We start from the raw sequence: 22,754 nt of genomic DNA on the forward strand, positions 1-22,754 counted from the left end.
GCGACGCGACGCCCAGTCGACGCCCTCGAGCACACAGTTGGCACTCCAGAGCGTGCGCTCGACGTCAGCGTCGCATCTCGACGACCTGCGAGTTGTTGAACGGCACCTGGCGCACGACGTGCAGTCCGGCGGCCGAAAGTTGTTGGTAGAGCAACGTCGATGTGAAGTGGTTAGGTGAGAACAGCCAGTAGGCGGTGGCGCCGGGGTAGACGACGTAGCCGTGGTCACGGTCCTTGTCGGTGATCACCCACATCACCTGACATTGTTCGGCAAACCGTCGATAGGCGGTGACGGGTTTGTCGCCGTCCCACAGCGAGTCGGCCCGAATCGCATCTATCGAGGGGCCGACGTCGCGGAGTCCTGCGAAGTCGTCGGGCTTGGCGCGCAAGACGACTCGCTGCGAGACCGGACTCCACGTCGGCGCGGTGGAGAAGGCGACGCAGTCGCCGGGGTGTGCGTTGGCGCCGATGAAGTCTGCGGCCTCGGAGAAGTCGGTGCCGCCGAGTCGGCCGTACGCGCTGCGGTCGGCGAGATACGACGGCGTCGCGGCCGCAGCCAGAATCACAACGAGAAGCGCTGCCACCCACACACGGTCGCGTGCGATCTGGCGCACCGCCCACGCCAAGATCAGCGCGAGTCCACCTGCCGTGAAGATCAGATAGCGAGGTGTGTAGACAGCGTCGACCAACCACGAGAACACGAACACCAGTGCCGCGGGCACGACGACCCACAGCAGTCCGATGACCAGGATCGACCATCGCCCGCGGGCGCCAAGTACCGCAGCGGCAACGAGTCCTGCCGCCACTATGAGAGCGCCGACAATGAGGAAAATGGTTGCGCCGTCGAAGAACTCGAATCGGGCATAGTTGCCGAGCGCCCGTGGCGACATCTGCTCGACCCACGAGATCTGCCCTCGCTGCGAGACCACGACACGCGCAAACGGCGCAACGACTGCACACACGAGAATTCCGGAGATCACGAAAGCGCCTACCGTCCAGCGTAATCGGGACCTATCTCGACCTCGAGCCCGCACCAGCACGATCAGCAGGTGCGCGGAGAACAGGGCGATGGTGAAGAAGAACCACACGACGCCGACGACACAGATGGCGACGTATGCCGCCCACCACCCCCAGCGTCGACGCCGAGAAGCGCCGTCGTCGACGTCGAGCGCGATCAGAAGGACCAGCGTCATCGCGATCGCCAGAGCGATTGTGCCTGCATAGGATCGGGCCTCAGAGCCCGCCCAGGTCGTGCGCGGCAGACACAGGAGCACGAGGCCCGCGATGACGCCGAAACGCGTATCCCACAGTCGCGCACCGAGAACGACGAGCAGACCCGCGGCGATGCCGATCGCCAATGCAGACGGGAACCTCAGCGAGAACTCCGACAGCCCGAACACCTTGGTCCACACATGCATGCACAGGTAGTAGAGCGCGTGCACGGCGTCGGTCAGAGCGAGCAGGTCCCACATCGCCGACAGTGGACGGTGCACCGCCGACACCGTTGCGGCCTCGTCGTACCAGAGCGATGGGCGCCAGGAACCATAGGCGCACAACACCACTCCAAAGATCCCGACCACGAGTGCGGGTCGGGCGGTGCGGAGTCGTTCAGTCGCCGTCAAACAATCTCGTCCAGTTCTCGCGACTCGTCAGTTCGGGCATGGCTCCGCGCCACTCCTCGGCGACATCGAGTCCGTCACGACGCAGTTCGAGACACAACTGTGCGAGTTCTCGTCCGAGCCGAGCCGCGACCTGCTTGTCGCGCCGTCTGACTCGGACACCCGTCTGCGACGAGTCGGTGACGATGGCCGACGAGAACAGCCCGACGTGCCACCAGCGTCCGTCGTCGGCTGAGATGGATACGGGCGCGGGCGACACCCTGCCGAGCCATTGCTGCACAGCGCGTTTGACCAACACGCGGGTCTCTTTGTCCTCGTCGGGCAGCGGTCCGCGGCGTGAGATCCTCGTGTTGGGATCGGCGTCGACGAGTACGTCGGCACTGTCGCGGATGACCGTGTCCGGATACTGCGCGCGCAGCTCCTTCAACTCGGCCAGCTTCGACATTCCGCCGTCGTCGAGGATCGACGGCCCGCGAAGGAAATCACGAACGGCGAGAAGGAAAGTCGCGGCAAGGCCATAGCGCATCGAGACGATGTGCGCGCCGATCTCCTTCGCGATGACGGCGACCAGGTGCTTCGGGTCGTATGGCCCGTGGATCGCTGCGACGATGAGCGCGTTACGCCAACTGAAGTAGCGCGACCAGTCGTCGTAGTCCTTGAGGTGGAAGTCGGCGTGCCAGACGCCCGCGTTGGGCAGCGTGACCGTCGGAAAACCGTTGCGGCGCGCGCGGATACCGAATTCGATGTCGTCCCACTGGAAGAACAGCGGCAGCGAGAGTCCCGCCGCATAGACGGCCTCGACCGGGAGCAGACACGACCACCAACCGTTCCATCCGGCGTCGGTGCGCGCGTCCTGTTGTTTCTCGAGCGCGTTGAGTCCCTGTTTGCCGTAGGCGCCGGGACGTCCGGCCTTGAGCTCGTCGAGCGCTTCCCACTCGCCGGTCATGTGCACCCGGTACGTCTCCGACGCCAGCAACATCTGCGAGCCGACGAGCATCGGTCGCACCGTGCTGTTGGCGAAGGAGGTCAAGCGGAGGATGGACTCGGGTTCGCACGTGATGTCGTCGTCCATCACGACGATGTCGGTGTCGTGGTTGCCGTCCTTGGTGACCTCGTGGATGCCGCGGTTGAATCCTCCCGCACCGCCGAGGTTGGGCTGGGTGATGTAGCGCAGGCGGTCGCCGAGTACTGCGGTGACCTCGCTGAACCGTGCCTGGTCTGCGACGCGGTCGGTGCCCTGGTCGACGACGTACACCGCGGCGACGCGCTCGAGCACGACCGGATCGGATGCCAGCGCCAACACGGTCGCCACGGCGTCGACCGGTCGGTTGTGCGTGCACATGACGACCGACACGGGCCGGTCACGGACCCTCGAGTCCACGCTCCACTCGACGTCGGAGATGCTGGCCGGACCGTCGATCGCGGTCAACTCGAACCAGAGTGCGCCGCCGTCGAGGAAGCGCTTGACGTCGAGATCGAAGCTCACGTGCCCCTGTCCGGAGACCTCCGTGGTCTGCACCGGGCGTTCGCGACCGCTGATGTCGGACGCGCGGATGTCGATCCGCATCGTCGTACCAGGGGCGCAGTCGTGGTCGAACTCGAGGCGGACGGACCGCACGCGGGTGTAGCTCTGCCAGAAGGCGGCGGGGAAACGTCCGAAGTAGGTGTTCGCCGACAGTCGTGCCCCCGGTCCGAGATGAGCTCGGCGGCGATCGAGCCTCACCCGGGAGTGGTCGGTGTCGGCGTACATTCCCGGCTCGATCCGGGTATCCGGACCGGTGAACAGCGTGCGTTGGACGAGTAGACGGTCCGAAGACGAATTGGTCATCTCGCGCAAATCAGACGGGTCCGTATGCGGAGTATCGGTCGTGGTCGGCTGTGCTGCTGTCGACATTGCATCCCATTCATCTCTTCGGGGGCTCTCGCGCCACACGTGTCGGCCCCGACGGCCACAGTAACCCACACCCTGTGAACACCCTGTCACTGACACCCGAGCGCCACTGCTCCACAAGTGGGTGCTGCCGCAACGCATTCGGTCGAATCGGGCTGACGATCCCGACTGAACTCGTGTATCAGTTCTGTCGGGCGCCCAGACATACGCGTTACACGTCGTTCGCGCGACCGACGGCTACCGCCGCGGTCTCAGCGGAGCGCAGCCAGCGAGGCCTCAGCAGCACCGAAGCCGCACATCCCGTGCACTCCTCCCCCGGGAGGTGTCGCGGCCGAGCACAGGTACGCGCCGTCGACTCCCGTCGAGTACGGCGACGCGGTGAGTCGTGGCCGAGCGACGAGATGAACCAAGTCGTTGCGCCCACCACCGATGTCGCCGCCGGGATAATTGGGATTCGCTCGTTCCAACTCGGCAGGCGAAGTCGCACGAACCGCGACGACCCTGCTCCGAAAGCCAGGCGCGAAGCGCTCGATCTGTGCGGTCACATACTCTGTCGCGTCACCCGAATACCCCTGCGGCACATGGGCATAAGCCCACAGCGGCTTGAGCCTCCCCGACGCTCGGCTCTCGTCGGCGACCCACTGCTGCCCGACGAGAGTAAAGGGTCGACGAGGCATCCGTCCCGCGGCGACGTCGGCTTCGGCCTTCGCGATCTCCGACGCCTCGCCGCCGAGGTGCACCGTGCCCGCACGAGCGCAGTCGCGCGCCGTCCACCCGACCTCGTCGTCGATCACATAGTCGACCTTGAACGCCGCCGGGCCGCGTCGCCAGCGCCGATATGACCGTGCGATGCGGCTGGGCTGGCGCGCACCGAGGATGTCGGCTGCAGCGCGCGGGGTGACGTCGAGGATCACGATGTCGGCGGGGATCTGCGCGAGGTCGAAGACGGTGTGTCCGGTCTCGATCGTGCCGCCCAGCGAGCGCAGGAGTCCGGCGAGCGCGGTCGTGATCGCCGACGACCCTCCGACAGCCACCGGCCAGCCGCCGTGATGGCCCGCCGCGGTCAGCATGAGTCCGGCGGCCGAGCTTCCCGGAACGTCGAGTCGGGTGAAACCGTGCGCGGACATGCCGGTGAACAGAGCGCCCGCGTGCGGACCGAGGAAGCGGGCAAGGGCCGTCGCAGGCATCAGCGCGGGCAACCCGAAACGGGCCAGCAGCAGCGGGTGATGCGGCAGCGCCAGCATCGGCGAGAGCACGTCGTCTGCGACCTCGGGGAAGTGCGTCGAGACCCTGCCGAGCAGCGCGCGCCACCGGTCGCCCGCCCCGGGGAATCCCGCGTCGGCGAATCCGGCCGCGGTGCGCTCGATGTCGCGGAAGAGAAGCGCCACGGTGCCGTCGTCGCGGGGGTGTGCGCAGTCGATGTCGGGCCACGACCAGCGCAATCCGTACTCGGCGAGAGGCAGGGTGTGCAGATAGGGAGACGACGTCCCCATCGGATGGAACGCGGAGCAATGGTCGACGATGACCTCGGGATACTCGTCGTCGAATGGACCCGACCGCGTGCCGCCGCCGATTGTGTCGGCACCCTCGAGGACCGTGACGTCGAGACCCGCCTGCGCGAGTCGGACCGCTGCCGACAACCCGTTCGGGCCTGCGCCGACGACAACCGCGGTCAACACGTCGGGAGCACCGCTAGGTGACCCGGAAGATGACGGTGCGCTGCACCACGAAGTTGATGACCGTGGCCGTGCCCTGTGCGATCACATACGCGATGAGGCTGTTGAGGAACGTGTGCTCCCACACGTGGGCCAGCCAGGTGTAGATGCCGACGTTGACGAAGAACGTGCAGCAGTAGAGCAGCGCGACGGCGATGAAGCGAGCCGTACTCGGCGACGCACGGAACGTCCAGCGCCGGTTGATGATGTACGCGCAGGTGGTACCGCAGATGAAGCCGATGGCCTTCGACACCACTGGCGGCAACCCAACACCGAACTGCAGGATCGTGGTGAGTCCGAAGTCGAGGATGCCGGAGATCACGCCGCTGATGACGAACCGAAGGATCTGCGTCTTCAGCGGAACGTCGGTCGAGGCCTCCGCATCGTCGACCGGGAGTTCGATCGGCGTCGGCGCGTGGCGCGTCGTGAAGTCTTCGTGCCGCGACTTGTGGTCGTGCCCGTCGTCGGAGGTTGCGTCTTGCACCCTGCCACCCTAGACGGTGCCGGGCGGCCGCTGTTTCAGAACTCCTCTTCGACGTCGGAGTCGCGGGCCGCCTTCTCACCACGGTCGAGCGTTGCGAGTTCTGCCAGGTCGGCGGCGTCGAACGAGAAATCGAAGAGGTCAGCGTTCTCGAGTTGCCGCCCGCGATGCGACGACTTGGGCACCACCGAGATGCCCTGCTGCACCGACCAGCGCAACGCGATCTGCGTCGGCGACTTGCCGTACTTGCGCGCGAGCCTGATGATCACGGCGTCGCCGAGCATGCCTTCCTTGCGGCCGGTCGGATGCCACGCCTGCGCGACGATCCCACGCTCGGACATGAACTCGCGCAACCCATCTCGCGCGAGCGCAGGCGAACACTGGATCTGGTTGACCTGCGGCCAGACGCCGGTTTCGTCGTAGAGCATCTGCAGTTGATGTGCCTTGAAGTTCGACACCCCCGGCACGGTGATGAAACCCTCGTCGGCGAGGGTCAGCAGCGCCTTCCAGGAGTCGACGGTTCGACCGAGGCTCGGGCATGGCCAATGAATCAGATAGATGTCGATGTGCGCGACGCCGAGCCGTCGAGCGCTTTCCTTGGCCGCGTTGATCGCCTCGTCGAATCCCTGGTCGCCACCGCCGAGCTTGGTCTGCACGGCGACCTCGTCGCGAGCGATGCCCGATTCGCGCAGCCCCATCCCGACGCTGAGTTCGTTGGAGTATCTCGACGCGGTGTCGAGCAGGCGATATCCGGACCGGAGCGCGTCCGACACGGCGTCGACGCAGGGCATGCCGAGCATGTCGTAGGTTCCGAGGCCGACGAGAGGTAACCGGAATCCTGACGAGAGTTCGACCGAGGGGATGTCCACGTCCACAAGGATATGGTCGCGACAACCGATCGTGCCCGGTGAACCGATCTCGTCGTTGACGCATCGTGACCATGCCGTCATCGAAGTGCTCCACGCGACACCGCGCAGCGACCGGTCGGGCACCTCGACCCTCGACAACTCGTCACGACGGTGGTCATGCTCGATACATGGAATGCTTCGACGACATCATCATCGGCGCGGGTCACAACGGTCTGACGGCCGCGGCGTACCTCGCGCGTGCGGGTCGTCGAGTGCTGGTGCTGGAGCGCGCAGATCACGTCGGCGGTGCCACCGTCTCCGCGACACCGTTTCCCGGTGTGCCCGCACATCTTTCGCGCTACTCGTATCTGGTGTCGCTGCTGCCGCGCGAGATCATCACCGACCTCGACCTGGACATCTCATTGATTCGACGCCGCTATTCGTCGTACACGCCGTTGCCCACCGACCCCACTCGCGGACTGCTCGTCGACAACGCAGATGAGTCGGCCACCGCCGAATCATTTCGACGCATCACCGGCGACGACACTGAGTTCGCTTCGTGGCGATGGTTCTACGGCCGCATGGGTGAAATCGCACGTCGCGTCTTCCCGACGCTGATCGAGCCGCTGCGCAGCCGCGACGAGCTGCGCGATCGGGTGACCGGTGCGTCGAGCTCCGCCGACCTCGACACGTCGCTCGCCGAGATCTGGGAGCTGCTCACCGAACGTCCACTGGGTGAACTCATCGAGCGCTATTTTGCCGATGACCTGGTGCGCGGCGTCGTCGCCACCGACGCGCTGATCGGCACCTTTGCCGATCTCCACGACGCCCGACTGCGCCAGAACATCTGCTTCCTCTACCACCTGATCGGTGGTGGCACCGGCGACTGGGACGTCCCGGTCGGCGGCATGGGCGCCGTATCGGGCGCACTCTACGAGGCCGCCGTCGCCGCGGGCGCCCGGATAGTGACCGGCGCGCGGATCACGGGCATCGACCCGGCCGACGGCACGGTCGAGTACGTCTACTCCCCTCTGGTCGAGCCGGCCGCGAGCGCAGCGAGCAGCCGAGTCGAGACCACCCTCCGCGCGTCGATGCTCTACGTCGCGTGTGCGCCGCAGTCGATCAACGACTGCCTCGACGTTCCGCTCGACGTCGAATCCGACACCGCCGGAGCGCAATTGAAGATCAACCTGCTGCTCGATCGGCTGCCGGCGCTACGTGATGGATCGGTGCTTCCCGACGCGGCGTTCTCCGGGACGTTCCACATCAACGAGTCGTACGGCCAACTGCATGCGGCGTGGCAGCAGGCGAGCATCGACAAGGTCCCGAGCGTCCCGCCGTGTGAAATCTACTGTCACACACTGTCCGACAGATCAATCCTCGGACCAGAGCTCGCCGGATGCCACACGCTGACATTGTTCGGACTCCAGATGCCTCCGGCGGTCTTCGACGCACCGTCGGCAACCGGCAGGGCCGTCGAAGCCACCCTGAGCTCTCTGAATTCTGTTCTCGCAGAACCCATTCAGTCGGTGGTCTGCACCGACGCCCACGGCAATCCGTGTATCGAGGCCAAGACGCCGCAGGATCTCGAGGCCGCACTCGGGCTACCCGGCGGCAACATCTTCCACCGGAGCCTGCAGTGGCCGTGGGCGCAGGACCAGCACACCGTCGGGCAATGGGGCGTCGAGACGCGGCACCCCCGCGTACTGCTCGCCGGTGCGGCGGCGCGTCGAGGCGGTGGTGTCAGTGGCATACCCGGGCACAACGCGGCGGCGTTGGTGCTCGAAGGCTGACAAGCTGCGCCAGACGTATCTGCCGTCGCGGTAAGATCGCTAACGATGTCTACTGAAGAGCTCCTGCCGATCACCACGCGCACGCTGGCCGGATGGTCACGTACCACCCCGATCACCGGGCATGTCCTGTCGACGCCGTACCCCGAGGTCATCGCCGATGCGGTGGCTCGGGTTGCCGACGACAACGCCGACAAACCGGACTACCTCAAGCGTGGGGTCATCGCCCGCGGACTCGGCCGCTCGTACAACGAGTCGGCGCAGAATTCCGGTGGCCTGACCGTCGACATGACACCACTGACCAGGATCTATTCGCTCGACGAAGAGACCGGCATCGTCGACGTCGACGCAGGCCTCTCGATCGATCATCTGATGAAGGTGGTCGTGCCGCGCGGCTTCTGGGTGCCGGTGATGCCCGGCACGAGGCAGGTGACCATCGGTGGCGCCATCGCGCACGACATCCACGGCAAGAACCACCACGCGACTGGCGCGTTCGGCGATCACGTCACCGAGATGCAACTCCTTGTTGCCGACGGCCGCATTCTCACCCTGACTCCCGACGGCTCGCCCGACGACCCCGACGGCTCGCTGTTCTGGTGCACGGTGGCGGGCATCGGTCTGACGGGCATCGTGCTGCGGGTGAAGATCAAGCTCAAGCGCACCGAGACGGCCTACTTCAAGGCCGACACCTTCACCACCAACAACCTCGACGAGACCATCGCGCTGCACCTCGAGGACAAGTACGAGGACGGCTACGAGTACGCGTCCGGCTGGTTCGACACGATGAGCGCCGCCCCGAAGCTCGGTCGCGGTTCGTTCAGCCGCGGCAATCTGGCAACGTTCGACGAACTGCCGGACAAGCTCAAGAAGGATCCGCTCAAGTTCAACCCGAAGCCGCTGATCACGCTGCCGAACATCTTCCCGCGTGGACTGGACAACAAATTCGACTTCGGGCTCATCGGCGAGCTCTACTACCGGGCCGGATCGAACAAGCGCGACGTCATCGAGAGTCTGCCGCAGTTCTATCACCCGCTCGATCTGATCGGGAACTGGAACAACGCCTACGGACGCCCCGTCGCGTACGGCAAGGGTGGTGGATTCACGCAGTACCAGTTCATCGTGCCCAAGGGCAACGAGGACGAATTCAAGAAGATCATCACCGACATCCAGGCGTCGGGTCACATCAGCTTCCTCAACGTGATCAAGCTGTTCGGCAAGGGCAATCCCAAAGCGCCGCTGTCGTTCCCGTTCGAGGGCTGGAACGTCTGCCTCGACTTCCCGCTGCGTGCAGGGCTCGCGGAGTTTCTCAACGACATGGATCGTCGGGTCATGGAGATCGGAGGAAGGCTGTACACCGCAAAGGATTCACGGACGTCTGCCGAGCACTTCCACAAGATGTACCCGGAGATCGACAAGTGGATCGCCAAGCGTCGCGAGATCGACCCGACCGGCGTGTTCTTGTCCGACATGGGCCGTCGACTTGAACTCAACTGACGTGAACTCGGCTCGCTTGTACTGAATTGCGTTGCGGCCGAATCCGGTTGCCCGTTCAGACCACCAACTACTTCCCAACACCGAGGAGACACCAACCAATGTTCAACGCCGTCGATTCGCCGCAGTCGATCCTGATCCTCGGTGGCAGTTCCGAGATCGGACTCGCCATTGCCAGCGCGTTCCTCGTTCGTGGACCCGCCCGGGTGATCCTCGCCGTCGTGCCCGGCGATCCCACGGCCGATGCCGCAGCCGACACCATGCGCAAGGCAGGTGCAACGTCGGTCGAGCTCATCGACTACGACGCGACGAAGCCCGAGACGCACCCCGAGACCATCGAGAAGGCTTTTGCCGGAGGCGATGTCGACCTCGCTATCGTCGCTGCCGGTGTGCAGTTCGACGACGAAGAGGTCTGGCAGGACCAGCGCAAGGCCGTCACCGAGGTGACCATCAACTACACCGCCGCGGTGAGTGTTGGTGTGCTGCTCGGCGACAAGATGAAGCACCAGGGTCGGGCACAGATCGTCGCGATGAGTTCGGTTGCGGGCGAGCGTGTTCGACGCAGCAACTTTGTGTACGGATCGTCGAAGGCAGGTCTCGACGGCTTCTACCTCGGACTCGGCGAGGCGCTGGCCGACGACGGCGTGCACGTCCTCGTCGTGCGTCCCGGCCAGGTGCGGACCCGACTGTCGGCGAACGTCAAGGAAGCTCCGCTCACCGTCAACAAGGACGTCGTCGCGAAGGCCGTCATCAAGGCCGTCGACGACAACAAGGAAATCGTCTGGGTGCCTGGTACTTTCCGGTTCATCATGACCGTGCTGCGCCACATCCCGCGCAAGGTCTTCCGCAAGCTGCGGGTCTAGGCTTACCGAAAGCCACGCTCGCGAGACTCAGGGGCGAGACTTCATCTGTCCGATGCGGATTCGATTGCCGAACGGGTCGCGGATACCGAAATCGATGCCGTAGTCACGATCGGTCGGTTCATCGGTGAAGTCGACGCCCTTGGCCCGAAGTGCGTCTGCGGTCGCATAGGCATCATCGGTTGACATCGAAAACCAGCCACCGCCAGCACCTTTCGTCAATAGGTCGCGGACCTGGGCTGCGGTCTCTGGGCTCAACGACGGTGGCCCGGGGATCTCCAACATGAGTTGGCGGTCGGGGTCGGACGGCAGATTGATGGTGAGCCATCGCATGAAACCCATGTCGACGTCGGAGTGGACCTCGAAGCCGAGGTTGCCGACGTAGAAGTCAAGGGCTTCATCGTGGTCGAGTACGTAAATCTGGGACAGGATGATCGCGTTGGGCATGGCGGGAACGCTACCTGCGCTGCCCCGGTCTCACTTGTCCAAAACTGCTCTCTTGGCGACAAATGCTCCTGCCGGCCTTCGTAGCGCCTTGACCGCGCAGATCGGCGCACCGTGGTCCCCGCCGTGACGGCGATGTGCGGTGGGTGTCTCGCTCATGATCTGCCCGAAGGTCCTGGTGAAGGTCGCGAAACTGCTGAACCCGACTGCGGTGCTGATGTCACTGATCGACAGCTGCGTCTCGCGCAGCATTGACGACGCTCGCTCGATCCGTCGTCGTTGGAGGTAGCGGTGCGGCGTTTCGCCGAAGGTTGCCTTGAACACGCGGCTGAAGTGCGACTCCGACACGTGCGCAATCGCCGCCAGCGCAGCGAGGTCCAGGGGTTCACCGAACCGGCAATCCATCGCATCACGCGCGCGCAGCATTCGCCGATTCGTGTCCTCGGTGTGGTTCATCCGCGCGCGTGCCTGCCGCGCATCACCAGTCATGATCTATCCGGATAGGTTCCGTCGCCCAGGTCCGGATCGGGCAGCGTGTGGTCGGGATCAATCAAAACGACGCGGCGCCCGTCCGCGCGGACACGACGCATGCCCTCCAAGATCATCCGACGCCCGACGTCGGCGAAGTGGCTGACCTGGCTGACGTCGAAAACCACAGTCGGGGTGCCGGTTTCGTCGGCGGCCAAACTGTCGAGGACGTACTCTGCGCCACTGAACTGGATGACTCCCTGCAGTTCGAAGGTCGTCGAATCGTCGGAGGTACGGACGTCGCGCAGCACGGTGGTTCCGTAGGGTTCGGCGTCGACCATGTGCATGTTCATGTCGGCCGACAGCCGACGGAACGCCAACACACCGCGCGTGCTGTTGCCGTGTTCGTCGAGCCGTGGCGAGAAGACGGCGATGCCGCATTGGCCGGGCAGCGTTCCCAGAAGTCCGCCCGCCACACCACTTTTCGCCGGAATACCGACAGTGGTCAGCCACTCCCCCGCGCCGTCGTACATGCCGCAGCCTGCCATCACCGACATCACTTGACGCGCGATGCGTCGACTCATCACCCGCTCGCCGGAGACGGGATGTACGCCGCCGTTGGCAAAGCACGCTCCGATCACGGCAAGATCCTTGGCGGTCACCATGATTGAGCACTGTTGGATGTATCCGTCGACGATGTCGTGCGGCGCGTCGTCGACGATTCCGTAGTTGCGCAGCATGTGCGCGATCGCGAGATTGCGGTCGGCTGAGTCCATTTCGGACGTGTGGAGCGCTTGGTCGATGGCCAGTTCACGTCCGGCAAGTGTGGAGAAGAAGCTGCGCGCCCGCTCCACGCGGGACTCGACGTCGGCATCGTCGTCGACGAGTAGCCCGTGGGTGGTGATCGCGCCGGCGTTGATCATGGGGTTGCGCGGCCGACACGTACCGCTCTCGAGTGAGAGTTCGTTGAAGGCCTCACCGGACGGTTCGACGCCGACCTTCTCCAGCACCGCGTCGAATCCGCGGTCGGCCAGGGCTGCCGCATAGGCGAGCGGCTTGGAGATCGACTGGATGGAGAACTCGACCTCGTCGTCGCCGACGCAGTACGTGCGGCCGTCAACGGTCGTGACCGCGATCGCGAAGAGATCGGGGTTGGCCTCAGCCAGGTCCGGGATGTAGTCGGCGACGGCCCCGCTCTTCTCGGCGTCGAGCGAATCGAGGACCTCGGTCAGATAATCGCGGACGGGTGACTGCATACAGGTAGACGCCTCCTTGCGCTTTGCTGTCCACGGTACCGACGCCTGCGCGCGCGTCCTCGCGGCGCGGCGGGTTCGACGGGGTCGATCCGTATGACAGTGTGGGCGATTTTCGGGGGTAACGTCATACAGCGCCCCCTGTACGAGTGGCTGGTGTCCGTCATCCAGAAGAGCGGTCGTACAACAGATCCCGAAAGAGTCGCAGCCTCATTGTGGGTCGCGCTACACGGGATAGCGGTCCTGTCGTCAACGGGCGCCCTCGAACTGACCATACCGGGATTGAACGTCGTCGAGATGATTCGTCACACCGTCGGAAACACCGGCTGCTAACGCTTTCACCTGGGCGGACAGAATTGTCAGACCTCGAATGTATGTTCTGACTATGGCATCGGAGAACCCCGACGGCACCGGCCCGCTGACACCCGACGAATCACCCGTCGTGCCCGCGGCCAACAGTCATGCGCATACGCCAGCAGTTGACGCACCGACCTCCGACGTCGAGACACAGCTGACACAGCTCGCCGACGACGAACGCCTCTACTCACGTGAACTCATCGAGGTGCTTTTCCACACCAACGCGATCAAGGCGTGCGCCGACTATCGCATGCTGCAAGCCGCAATCCTGCTGTACGAAGAACGCGAGGCCGAATACCTCCAGCGCATCGACGCTGAAATCGGAACCGGCGAGCACGCCGTCCCCGACGGCTGTACCGACCCCGAACAACTCGCCGCGCTCCTGACTCAGAACAACCAGAACCCGCTGGCCCGCTTCGGCCCCGATGGCCTGACCACAGCCATCGCCGAGCTCGGCGCCGCCCTCTGCCTCACACCCGGCCAAGCCAAGAAGATGATCGAGACCGGCGCAGCCCTGCGCTACCGCATACCCCGAACCGCAGAACTGTTGGCAACCGGCCGTATCGACCTACCCCGCTTCCACGAAGTCGTCGCCCGCACCGACAACGTCGACGACGCGCATCTCACCGCCGTCGATACCGCACTCGCCGCAGCAATCAGCGCACGAGAACCCATGTCCATGACCAGGTTTCGCACCATGATCGACGCCACCGTCGAACGCGTCGATCCCGACGGCGCCGCCCGCCGCCGCGACACCGCCACCAGCCGCCGCTACTTCCGCATCCGCCCCCACCGCGACGAGCCCGGTCAGTCCAGAATCGACGGCCAACTCCCCTGCACCGCGGCAGCGATCCTCGACACCCGGCTCGAAGCGATGATCGCCGACACCCACCCCGACGATCCCCGCACCCACGCTCAACAACGCGCCGACGCACTCACCGCCCTCGCTCAGGGCTACCCGACACTCCCCTGCACCTGCCCCGACTGCGCCACCGTGTCCGAGACTCCGTGCAGCGAGACTCCGTGCAGCGACAACGTCGACGACAAGCCGAACCCCTCAGCCACCACCGTCACGAACCCGGTCGCAGCAAATCAGAGCTCCGCCGCCCTCGCGCCGCGGCCGATGTTCCACATCGTGGTCAATCTCTCGACTCTCCTCGGCCACGACAACAACCCCGCGTTCCTCGACGGCCATGGCCTGATCGACGCCGACACCGCCCGCCGGCTACTCGCCGATGCCACCCGGAACTACATCCACCCCAACCGCGTCACCCCCAACAACAAAGCCGCCTACCGCTATCCCATCCCCGAGAAACTGCGAGCCCTGGTCAAGGCAGGCGAACTCTGCTGCACCTTCCCCGGCTGCACCAACAAAGTCGCCAGCGCCGACGTCGACCATGCCAAGCCGTTCAACCATGGCAATCCGAAAGACGGCGGACTCACCGAGCGCGCCAACCTGCGCCCGCTGTGCCGCTTCCACCACCGCCACAAAACCTTCGCCGTCGGCTGGCGCGACCATCAGACGCCCATGGGCCGCGCCATCTTCCGGTCCCCGGGCGGCTACCACTTCGTCGGCAACGCGTACAACGGTCGCGACCTCTTCCCCGACCTCGACGAGCCCGATCGCCTAGACCGACGCATCCCCGGACGGCTCGCCGCCGCTCATAGCGCGCGCATCGGACAACACCGCGCCGACACCCGCGCCTGGCGGCTCGCCAACGACCCCGACACCGGCGACCCGCCCTTCTGACCCACGCCCGCACGAGCGCCAGCCCCCAGACACCGTCTCGGGGGCCACACGCCGTCGCGCCGCGGCGTCCGGCGTCGACCAGTACGGCCCCCTGCTAGAAATAGACGCGTGACGTCAACGCAGAGCCCGACCACCGACGACTCCAGTCCACAGGCTTCTGCGACCCCTCAGCGTCGAGTGAATCGACACGCCCGCACACTGATTGACCTGGTCATCGCGGTGATAGTCGGAGCGGTCGTGGCCTTCGTCGGCCTCAAGGCCATCGACGCGGTGCAGTGGCCCGCGTTCAACTCGTCGAACGTCACCCGGTCGCTCACCACGGCGGGCCAGGTGGTGGCCGTGGCGATCCTGGTGATCGCTGCACTGCTGTACCGCTACGGCAAAGCTCGGTGGCTGGTCACGCTGCTGTCGGCGGCGGGCATCTCCGGTCTGGTCACGGTCACTCTCGGTATGCCGCTCGGTGCGACGCGCCTCTACCTCTTCGGACTCTCCGCCGACCAGCAGTTCCGCACCGAATACCTCACCCGGCTGACCAGCAGTCCGCACCTGGCGGACATGACCTATCTGCACCTGGCTCCCTACTATCCGGCGGGATGGTTCTGGGGCGGCGGCCGCTATGCGTCGTTGATGGGTCTGCCCGGCTGGGAGGCGTTCAAACCGTGGGCAATCCTCTCTATGGCGGTCGCCGCGGCGATCGGAGTGGTGCTCTGGGCCCGCATGGTGCGCGCCGACCGCGGCATCGCGACAGCGCTCGCCGTCACCGTCGTGACGCTGATGTACGCGGGTCCCGAACCGTACGCGGCGGTGCTGATCATGATCGGCGTCCCGATGCTGATCCCTATGCTCTACGGTCTGCGCGGTCGTTCCCGTCACGTCGACGGTCCGACGGCCTCACTCCGCTCCGGCACGAGTTGGGCAGCGGTGGTGGCAACCGGCCTCTTCCTCGGTCTGAGCGCAACCTTCTACACGCTCTACACGGGACTGTTCGCGGGCGTCGCGATCCTGATGGCGTTGGCGCTCATCGTTCACGGCTGGGTCAACGCCTCCAACAAGGCGCTACCCCGCGAAGAAGTGTCGAAAACCCGACGCGGCGTCGTCCTGGCTGTGCTCGGGCGGCTGGTGGTGATGGGTGTCATCGCCGGGCTCATCGCATTGACCGTGTGGGCTCCCTACCTGCTCGCCCGATTGCGCAGTGAGCCGGCGAGCGGCGGCACCGCCGAACACTATCTGCCAGAACGCGGTTCGTTTTTGCCGTGGCCGATGTTCCACCTCAGCCTGGTCGGCGCGATCACCTTCATCGGCCTCGTCTGGATTCTGCTCCGATTCCGCCAACGCACCATCGCCGCGGCACTGGGCATCACGGTCGTCGGCATCTACCTGATGAGCCTGCTCTCGATGCTGGCAACTGCTGCCGGTACGACGCTGCTCGGCTTCCGACTCGAACCGATCCTCGTCGCGGTGCTCGCGGCGGCGGGAGTGTTCGGCGTCGTCGAGCTTGCCCACTGGGCCGTCGGCAGATTCGGTGACGTGCGCGTCGTGGTCGGGGTACTCGCAGCTCTCGCGGCAATCGCTGTGGCACAGAGCATTCCGGCCTATCTCTCCAACGAGATCACGACCGCCTACACCGACACCGACGGCTACGGAGACCGTGCCGACAAGCGTCCGCCCGGGGCCGAGTCGTACTACCCGCAGATCGACCAGCTCATCGGCGAGAAGACCTTACGCCCGGCGACCGACAACGTCGTGCTCACAGCCGACTACGGATTCCTCTCCGTCTACCCGTACTGGGGCTTCCAGGGACTCACCTCGCACTACGCAAACCCGTTGGCGGAGTTCGACAAACGAGCCGCCGCCATCGAAACCTGGTCCAAGGCATCGTCGGCCGACGACCTCGTCCGCCAACTCGACGCCGCGCCGTGGACTCCGCCGAACGTGTTCTTGTTCCGCTACTCCGCGGACGGCTACGCACTACGCCTCGCCGCAGACGTCTACCCGAACGATCCAAACGTCAAGCGCTACACGGTGACATTTGACCCGAACCTCTTCAACGACCCACGTTTCGAGGTCACCGACGTCGGACCTTTCGTTCTGGTGGTGCGCAAGTGAGCGCCTTCGAGATCACCGAGGTCGACGCCACGTCGTCGACGGCGTATCTGGTGCACACACCCGCGGTGAATTGGGTTCTGCTGCGCGATGATTCGGGCATCACACTGATCGACGGCGGATATCCGGGCAACGCCGACGACGTGGTGGCCTCGATCGAGTCGATCGGCGCACACCCCACCGACATCAGAGCCGCACTGCTCACCCACGCTCACGTCGACCACATCGGAGGGCTGGCGAAGCTGGTGGACCGCTTCGGATTCCCGGTCTTGGTCGACCCCGCCGAAGTGCCACACGCACACCGCGACCTCCTGCAGCAGGCGGGCCCACTCGACATCGCCGCGGTCGCGTGGCAGCCACGCGCGTGGCGCTGGCTGGCGATGGTCACACCTCTCGGCGTACTCAGCCGGGCCGGAATCGCCACCGCACAACCCTTTTCGACCGACGGCACCCTCGACCTCCCCGGGCGACCACAGCCGGTGGTTGCTCACGGCCACACCGACGGACACAGCGCCTTCCTCGTCGCCGACGGCGCGGTACTCGTCTCGGGCGACGCCCTGATCAGCGGCCATCCGCTCTCCGGACACGAAGGGCCGCAGCTACTTCCGCGCTTCTTCAACCACGACGACGCCGCGACCCGACGCAGCGTCGAATCGTTCACCGACCTCGAGGCGACAGTGCTCTTCCCGGGACACGGACCTCGCCTCGACGGCCCCGTCGCCGAGCTGGCCCGAGAAGCCCTGGCTCGATAACCCCGGCACGATCAACTGGGGGCGAAAAACCCCCGGCGCGCTGAGCAATCCGTCAGGAGCGGTCGATCGTCCCGTGGCCGCGTTGGCGTCGTACACCCGACAGCAGCGTCGCGGACTCTTGCGCGCCGTCGGTCTCGGACAGCGAACGCCCATGAGCGGCAAGCACGTCGCGCGTCTTTGACAGCTCGCAGTTCCACCCGGCAGCGTCGAGATGCTGCGCGACGTCTACATCGCTGCGCCACAACTTCCGCACCTCCGCAAACGGGTCAGCAGAATCGTCGACAACCGACGACGCCGCGCGGCGCACGGTCGCCCCGATCCGTGAGCCGGACTCGGATGCCGCGGTAATGCCCTCGATGACACGTAGGCCGAGTTCGTCGGGCAGATACACGAACAGCCCCTCGGCGAGCCACGCCGACGATAGGTCTGCCCGAAAGCCCTTGCCCTGCAGGGCGCGCAGCCAGTCATCGGCCAGATCGGAAGCCACCACACGACGGTCGACGGTCGGCGCAAGACCCGACTGTGCGACGAGATTCTCCTTGACCTCGACCACGGACGGCCTATCGAGCTCGAAAAGCTTTGCTCCCGAACCGAATCGAGCCGAAATCCCCGACCGTCCAGCCCCGAACCGAGGATCACGAACTGCGTGATGCCGTCGCCGACGGCATCGGCGAACACCTCGTCGAGGAACACCGTGCGCGCGACGATCCAGTCGTACATCGCTCGGATCTTGTCCGAACCGCCTCCATCGGCACCGTCGCGTCCACCGAATTCGGAGCCGCGGGGCCGGATTCGTGCGATCGCCTCGGCCAGTGGGTCGTCGAACAATGCGTCGTCCCTCGACGACTCGACAGCTCGCGCCCACGCGACACCCAGCGCCGTCCGTCCGAGATCGTCGAGATCGGCCATCAGCCCAGGACCTCCACGAGGCGTCGAATCGCGAACTCATAGCCGCGGATGCCGTAGCCGATGATCACTCCCGAGGCGAGCGGCGACACGAACGAGTGGTGACGGAACTCCTCACGCTTGTGCACATTGCTGATGTGCACCTCCATGATCGGAACGTCGGGGATCACGAGCGCGTCGGCCAGCGCGACCGACGTATGCGTCCACGCGGCCGGGTTGATGACGATTCCGCTGATATTGCCGCGCGCCTCGTGCAGCCAGTCGATCATCTCGCCCTCGTGGTTGGTCTGCGCCGCTCGCAGGCCGTAACCGAGTTCACCGGCGGTGCGTTCGGCGAGTTCGACGACGTCGGCGAGCGTCGCCGAGCCGTACACCTCGGGCTGTCGAATCCCGAGCGTGTTCAGGTTGGGCCCATTCAACAGCAGGATCGGCAGCGGTTCGGTTCCCGTGGCGTCGGTCGACATGGTTCCAAGCCTATCCACCGGCACCGGCCACACGTCCATACTCTCCACCGCCGACACCCACGAAACCGCCACACCCACGAGACCGCCAGACCCACGAGCGCGTCAGACGCACGAGTGACCGAGAGTTCGCGACGTCGCACGCGGCCGTTAGGATCACTGCTTGTGCAATCGCAGACCGTGAGACGAGCGAAACTCATCGCGATCGTCACCGGCCTGCTCGGAGTATTCCTCGCGCTCGCCACACCGCTGATGCCGGTCAAGCAGACCACGGCGGAGATCAACTGGCCCTCCACCGGCAGCGTCGAATCCAGCGAGATCGGATCGGTCTCGGCACCACTCATCTCGTACGTCCCGATCGACCTCGACGTCTCGGTTCCGTGTTCGGCAGCCGAACGGCTCGGCGCCGACGATTCGGTCTTGCTGTCGACGACCCCCAAGCAGGCAGCGAAGTCGGCTGAGCGCGGGCTGTTCATCCGCCGCACCGGGAACCCCGCCGATCCGCCGGACAAGCAGAGCATCGAAGTCGTCGTCCGCAACGTGCCGCTGGTGTCGGCCACGCTGGCCGACATGCGTTCGCAGGGATGCCGTGACATCGTCGTCCACGCCGACTCCGACGCCGTGACCGCCGAGTTCGTCGGGATGACGGCCCCCGCCGGCCAGTCCGACTCCGGCAGTACCTCGCTGATGGGGACCACCAAGGGCCGCGAATCGCAGAGCTACAGCTCCGACCAGCGCCCACAGGTCACCGGACTCTTCACCGACCTGTCCGGAGCGGCGTCGGAACTGCCCGGCCTGCGCGCACACGTGACCATCGACTCGCGCTATTCGACGGCCCCGACGATCCTCAAATGGCTCGTACTCATCGTCGGTATCGTGTGCACCCTGCTGTCGCTGTCGGCGCTTGCCGTTCTCGATTCGACGGACGGGCGCAAGCATCGTCGAATCTTCCCCGCGAAGTGGTGGCGACTCAACGCCCGCGACTACGTGGTGATCGGCGCCCTGATCATCTGGCATTTCATCGGACCCAACACGTCCGACGACGGCTACCTGCTGACGATGTCGCGGGTCGCACAGAACAGTGAGTACACCGCCAACTACTTCCGTTGGTTCGGTGCACCGGAGGCGCCATTCGGCTGGTATTACGAGGTCTTCGGCCTGATGAGCCATATCTCGCTCGCCAGCCCGTGGGTGCGCATACCGGCCCTGCTGTGCGGCATCGCGTCGTGGTTGATCGTCAGCCACGAGGTGCTGCCACGACTCGGCCGCGCCGCGATCAGCCGACCCGTCGTCGGCTGGACGGCAGCCTTCGTCTTCCTCGCATCGTGGTTCCCGTTCGACAACGGCCTGCGACCGGAACCGATCATCGCGCTCGGCGCGCTGCTGACCTGGTGTTCGGTCGAGCGCGCCATCGCGACCGGGCGCATCCTCCCCGCCGCGATCGCGTGTCTGATCGGCGCGTTCAGTCTCGCCGCCGGCCCGACGGGTCTGCTCGCGGTCGCAGCGCTCATCGCGGGAGCGAGACCGATCATCTTGGCCCTGATCAAACGTGCGCGCGCGATCGGCGGTGGATTCTGGTCGTACGCAGCGCTGCTCGCACCGGTTCTCGCCTCCGGGACGTTCGTCATCTTCGTGGTCTTCTCCAATCTGACGCTGCGTGCGTTCTCCGACTCGTCGAAGATGAAGACCGCATTGGGGCCGTCGGCACACTGGTACAACGAGATCGATCGGTACTCGTCACTGTTCGCGTTCTCGGCCGATGGTTCGATCGCCCGACGCTTCGCCGTCCTCGCGATGATCCTGGGCATGGTGGTCTCGGCAGCGGTGCTCATCCGCAAGTCGCGCATCCCCGGAACGGCCGTCGGCCCTGCTCGACGCATCGTCGGCATCACATTCGCGTCGCTGGTGTTCCTGATGTTCACGCCGACCAAATGGACGCACCACTTCGGCGTGTTCGCCGGACTCGCCGCGGCATTGGCTGCCATCGCCGCCATCGCCGCGAGCAACAAGGCCATGCATTCACGGCGCAACCGCACCCTGTTCGCAGCACTCGTGCTGTTCATCGCGGGCTTGGCGTTCACGGCACCCAACTCGTACTACTACGCGTCGGCGTGGGGTATGCCGTGGGGCGTCGGCCAGGTCAGCTTGGGATTCTCGGTGAGCAATGCACTGCTCTACCTCTCGCTGCTGCTGTTGCTGCTCGCACTGTGGTTCCACTTCCGCGAGCCGTTCACCGGAACCGACCCCCGAGATACGACGCCCCAAGACACCACGCCCCAAGACACGACGCCCGGAGGGACCGAGACCGGACGACGCTGGTACCGCAGGGCGATCGATTCCGTCGCGGGCGCACCGCTGGCGTACGTGGCAGCCGCCGTGGTGATCTTCGAACTCGTCACGGCAGGATTCGCAGCGGTCAACCAGTCGTCGTCGTTCTCGGTTCCACGCTCGAACATCGAGGCCCTCGCGGGCAAACAGTGCGGCATGGCCGACAAGGTGTGGGTGGAACGCAACCCCAACGACCACATGCTCTCGCCCGTCGACCCGACCCTGACCGATCCCCTCGCGGGTCCATCGACCGTCCAACCCGACGCATCCCGGCCTGCGACAACCGGATTCACGTCGAACAGCGTTCCCGAGGACCTCACCACTCAGGCGAGCGCGGGCTCGCTCGGCGTGCTCGCGGGCAACGCGACGTCGACCAACGACGTCCTCACCGCCAACAGTGGCGGAACCGGCGGTGGAGAGCTCTCGACGGCCGGCGTCAACGGCAGCCACGCACGTCTGCCGTTCATGCTCGACCCGGCACGCACACCAGTCGAGGGCAGTTATTCGACGACCGATCAGGTTCCCGCCCGCCTCACCTCGGGCTGGTACGCCCTGCCCGCCGACTACAAGAAGCAGCCGCTGCTGACCTTCTCGGTCGCCGGGCGCTACGACAACCCGAACCTCCTGCTGGAGTACACGACCGACCCCGTCGGGTCGTCGACCCGCGACGCCGACCTCAAGCCGACCGGCGAGACCGAGATGATCGACCCGGGACCGCAACCGTCGTGGCGCAACGTCCGCATCACCACGTCGTCGCTTCCCGACAACCTCACCGCGGTGCGGATCGTCGCCAACGACGACAATCTCTCGGCCGATCGGTTCATCGTGGTGACCCCACCGCGACTGCCTCACATGGAGACGCTGCAAGAGGTCGTCGGCAGTGAGGACCCGGTTCACGTCGACTGGACGTCGGGGCTGGTCTTCCCGTGCCAGCGGCCGTTCACCCACCACTACGGCGTCGCGGAGATCCCGAAGTGGCGTATCAGGCCCGGCGCCGACCTCGCCGCAGCCGTCTCGGCGTGGCAGGACTCCTACGGTGGCGGTCCGCTGGGGTGGCTCGAGGTGTCGCAGCAGCCCGAGACCCTCGCGACCTATCTGCAGGGTGACATCGGCCGCGACTGGGGCGCCCTCGAGCGCTACCAGCCCTACGGAGACGTGACGACCCGCGCACCCATCACCACGGGCACCGCAACGCGCAGCGGATTGTGGAGCCCCGCACCGATCAGGCACTGACCCAC

General features: G+C 65.6%; 17 protein-coding genes and 1 pseudogene. 7 read left to right on the forward strand and 11 right to left on the reverse strand.

From position 1 onward, the window contains the following. Nucleotides 1–64: 64 nt before the first annotated feature. The 5 genes from B3T59_RS18005 to B3T59_RS18025 all read right to left on the reverse strand — a co-directional run bounded on the left by B3T59_RS18005 (nt 65) and on the right by B3T59_RS18025 (nt 6,574). The gene (locus B3T59_RS18005; protein WP_287004580.1) at nt 65–1,621 is read right to left on the reverse strand and encodes a glycosyltransferase family 39 protein; all 1,557 of its coding nucleotides are present in this window, start codon (nt 1,619–1,621) and stop codon (nt 65–67) included. After that, nucleotides 1,608–3,512 carry a glycosyltransferase gene (locus B3T59_RS18010; RefSeq protein ID WP_287004582.1) on the reverse strand — a complete coding sequence of 635 codons (1,905 nt, stop codon included), beginning with the start codon at nt 3,510–3,512 and terminating at the stop codon, nt 1,608–1,610. The genes B3T59_RS18005 and B3T59_RS18010 overlap by 14 nt, the downstream gene beginning before the upstream one ends. A 248-nt stretch (nt 3,513–3,760) precedes the next feature. After that, nucleotides 3,761–5,188, reverse strand: coding sequence for a phytoene desaturase family protein (locus B3T59_RS18015; protein ID WP_287004584.1), 1,428 nt, complete (start codon nt 5,186–5,188; stop codon nt 3,761–3,763). Between the two features lie 13 nt (nt 5,189–5,201). Then, the gene (locus B3T59_RS18020; RefSeq protein WP_287004585.1) at nt 5,202–5,708 is read right to left on the reverse strand and encodes a GtrA family protein; all 507 of its coding nucleotides are present in this window, start codon (nt 5,706–5,708) and stop codon (nt 5,202–5,204) included. A gap of 35 nt (nt 5,709–5,743) precedes the next feature. Then, a complete protein-coding gene (locus B3T59_RS18025) occupies nt 5,744–6,574 on the reverse strand; it encodes an aldo/keto reductase (protein WP_287004587.1) in 831 nt (276 codons plus the stop codon). Between the two features lie 167 nt (nt 6,575–6,741). On the opposite strand from B3T59_RS18025, the gene B3T59_RS18030 reads away from it, so the two are divergent. The 3 genes from B3T59_RS18030 (at nt 6,742) to B3T59_RS18040 (ending at nt 10,697) form a co-directional block, all read left to right on the forward strand. Next, complete coding sequence (locus B3T59_RS18030) at nt 6,742–8,346, forward strand: phytoene desaturase family protein (protein WP_287004588.1); 1,605 nt, start codon at nt 6,742–6,744, stop codon at nt 8,344–8,346. 45 nt (nt 8,347–8,391) lie between these two features. After that, nucleotides 8,392–9,837 (forward strand): FAD-binding oxidoreductase, encoded by a 1,446-nt coding sequence (locus tag B3T59_RS18035; RefSeq protein WP_287004589.1) that lies wholly within the window; start codon nt 8,392–8,394, stop codon nt 9,835–9,837. A 98-nt stretch (nt 9,838–9,935) separates the two neighbouring features. After that, complete coding sequence (locus B3T59_RS18040; protein WP_287004590.1) at nt 9,936–10,697, forward strand: decaprenylphospho-beta-D-erythro-pentofuranosid-2-ulose 2-reductase; 762 nt, start codon at nt 9,936–9,938, stop codon at nt 10,695–10,697. 27 nt (nt 10,698–10,724) lie between these two features. Here the strand turns inward: B3T59_RS18040 and B3T59_RS18045 are convergent, their stop codons facing one another. Genes B3T59_RS18045 through B3T59_RS18055 form a run of 3 tightly spaced genes read right to left on the reverse strand, consistent with a single transcriptional unit; the run spans nt 10,725 to nt 12,862 of the window. Continuing rightward, a complete protein-coding gene (locus B3T59_RS18045) occupies nt 10,725–11,141 on the reverse strand; it encodes a VOC family protein (protein ID WP_287004591.1) in 417 nt (138 codons plus the stop codon). A 30-nt stretch (nt 11,142–11,171) separates the two neighbouring features. Further along, a complete protein-coding gene (locus B3T59_RS18050) occupies nt 11,172–11,627 on the reverse strand; it encodes a helix-turn-helix transcriptional regulator (RefSeq protein WP_287004592.1) in 456 nt (151 codons plus the stop codon). Further along, nucleotides 11,624–12,862: a glutaminase gene (locus B3T59_RS18055; RefSeq protein ID WP_287004593.1), complete on the reverse strand. Its 1,239-nt coding sequence runs from the start codon at nt 12,860–12,862 to the stop codon at nt 11,624–11,626. The genes B3T59_RS18050 and B3T59_RS18055 overlap by 4 nt, the downstream gene beginning before the upstream one ends. Nucleotides 12,863–13,244: 382 nt before the next feature. Here B3T59_RS18055 and B3T59_RS18060 point away from each other — a divergent pair, with 382 nt between their 5' ends. From B3T59_RS18060 to B3T59_RS18070, 3 genes are all read left to right on the forward strand, one after another. Further along, nucleotides 13,245–14,966: an HNH endonuclease signature motif containing protein gene (locus B3T59_RS18060; protein ID WP_251721603.1), complete on the forward strand. Its 1,722-nt coding sequence runs from the start codon at nt 13,245–13,247 to the stop codon at nt 14,964–14,966. A 108-nt stretch (nt 14,967–15,074) separates the two neighbouring features. Beyond that, nucleotides 15,075–17,072 carry a galactan 5-O-arabinofuranosyltransferase gene (locus B3T59_RS18065; protein WP_251721602.1) on the forward strand — a complete coding sequence of 666 codons (1,998 nt, stop codon included), beginning with the start codon at nt 15,075–15,077 and terminating at the stop codon, nt 17,070–17,072. Further along, nucleotides 17,069–17,821: an MBL fold metallo-hydrolase gene (locus B3T59_RS18070; RefSeq protein WP_251721601.1), complete on the forward strand. Its 753-nt coding sequence runs from the start codon at nt 17,069–17,071 to the stop codon at nt 17,819–17,821. Before B3T59_RS18065 ends, B3T59_RS18070 begins: the two co-directional genes overlap by 4 nt. 52 nt (nt 17,822–17,873) lie before the next feature. Here B3T59_RS18070 and B3T59_RS18075 read toward each other — a convergent pair whose 3' ends face one another. The 3 genes and pseudogenes from B3T59_RS18075 to aroQ all read right to left on the reverse strand — a co-directional run bounded on the left by B3T59_RS18075 (nt 17,874) and on the right by aroQ (nt 19,191). Next, on the reverse strand, nt 17,874–18,374 hold the full coding sequence (locus tag B3T59_RS18075) for a class I SAM-dependent methyltransferase (protein WP_251721600.1): 501 nt from the start codon (nt 18,372–18,374) through the stop codon (nt 17,874–17,876). Between the two features lie 95 nt (nt 18,375–18,469). Then, nucleotides 18,470–18,730, reverse strand: a pseudogene (locus tag B3T59_RS18080) (class I SAM-dependent methyltransferase); the annotation flags it as partial. Beyond that, complete coding sequence (gene aroQ / locus B3T59_RS18085) at nt 18,730–19,191, reverse strand: type II 3-dehydroquinate dehydratase (RefSeq protein ID WP_039856717.1); 462 nt, start codon at nt 19,189–19,191, stop codon at nt 18,730–18,732. The pseudogene B3T59_RS18080 and the gene aroQ, both read right to left, overlap by 1 nt. 162 nt (nt 19,192–19,353) lie before the next feature. On the opposite strand from aroQ, the gene B3T59_RS18090 reads away from it, so the two are divergent. Next, complete coding sequence (locus tag B3T59_RS18090; protein WP_251721599.1) at nt 19,354–22,749, forward strand: arabinosyltransferase domain-containing protein; 3,396 nt, start codon at nt 19,354–19,356, stop codon at nt 22,747–22,749. Nucleotides 22,750–22,754 lie beyond the last annotated feature (5 nt).

Origin of the sequence: Gordonia sp. UBA7860 (assembly GCF_002500165.1) — a bacterium.
Classification (GTDB): domain Bacteria; phylum Actinomycetota; class Actinomycetes; order Mycobacteriales; family Mycobacteriaceae; genus Gordonia; species Gordonia sputi.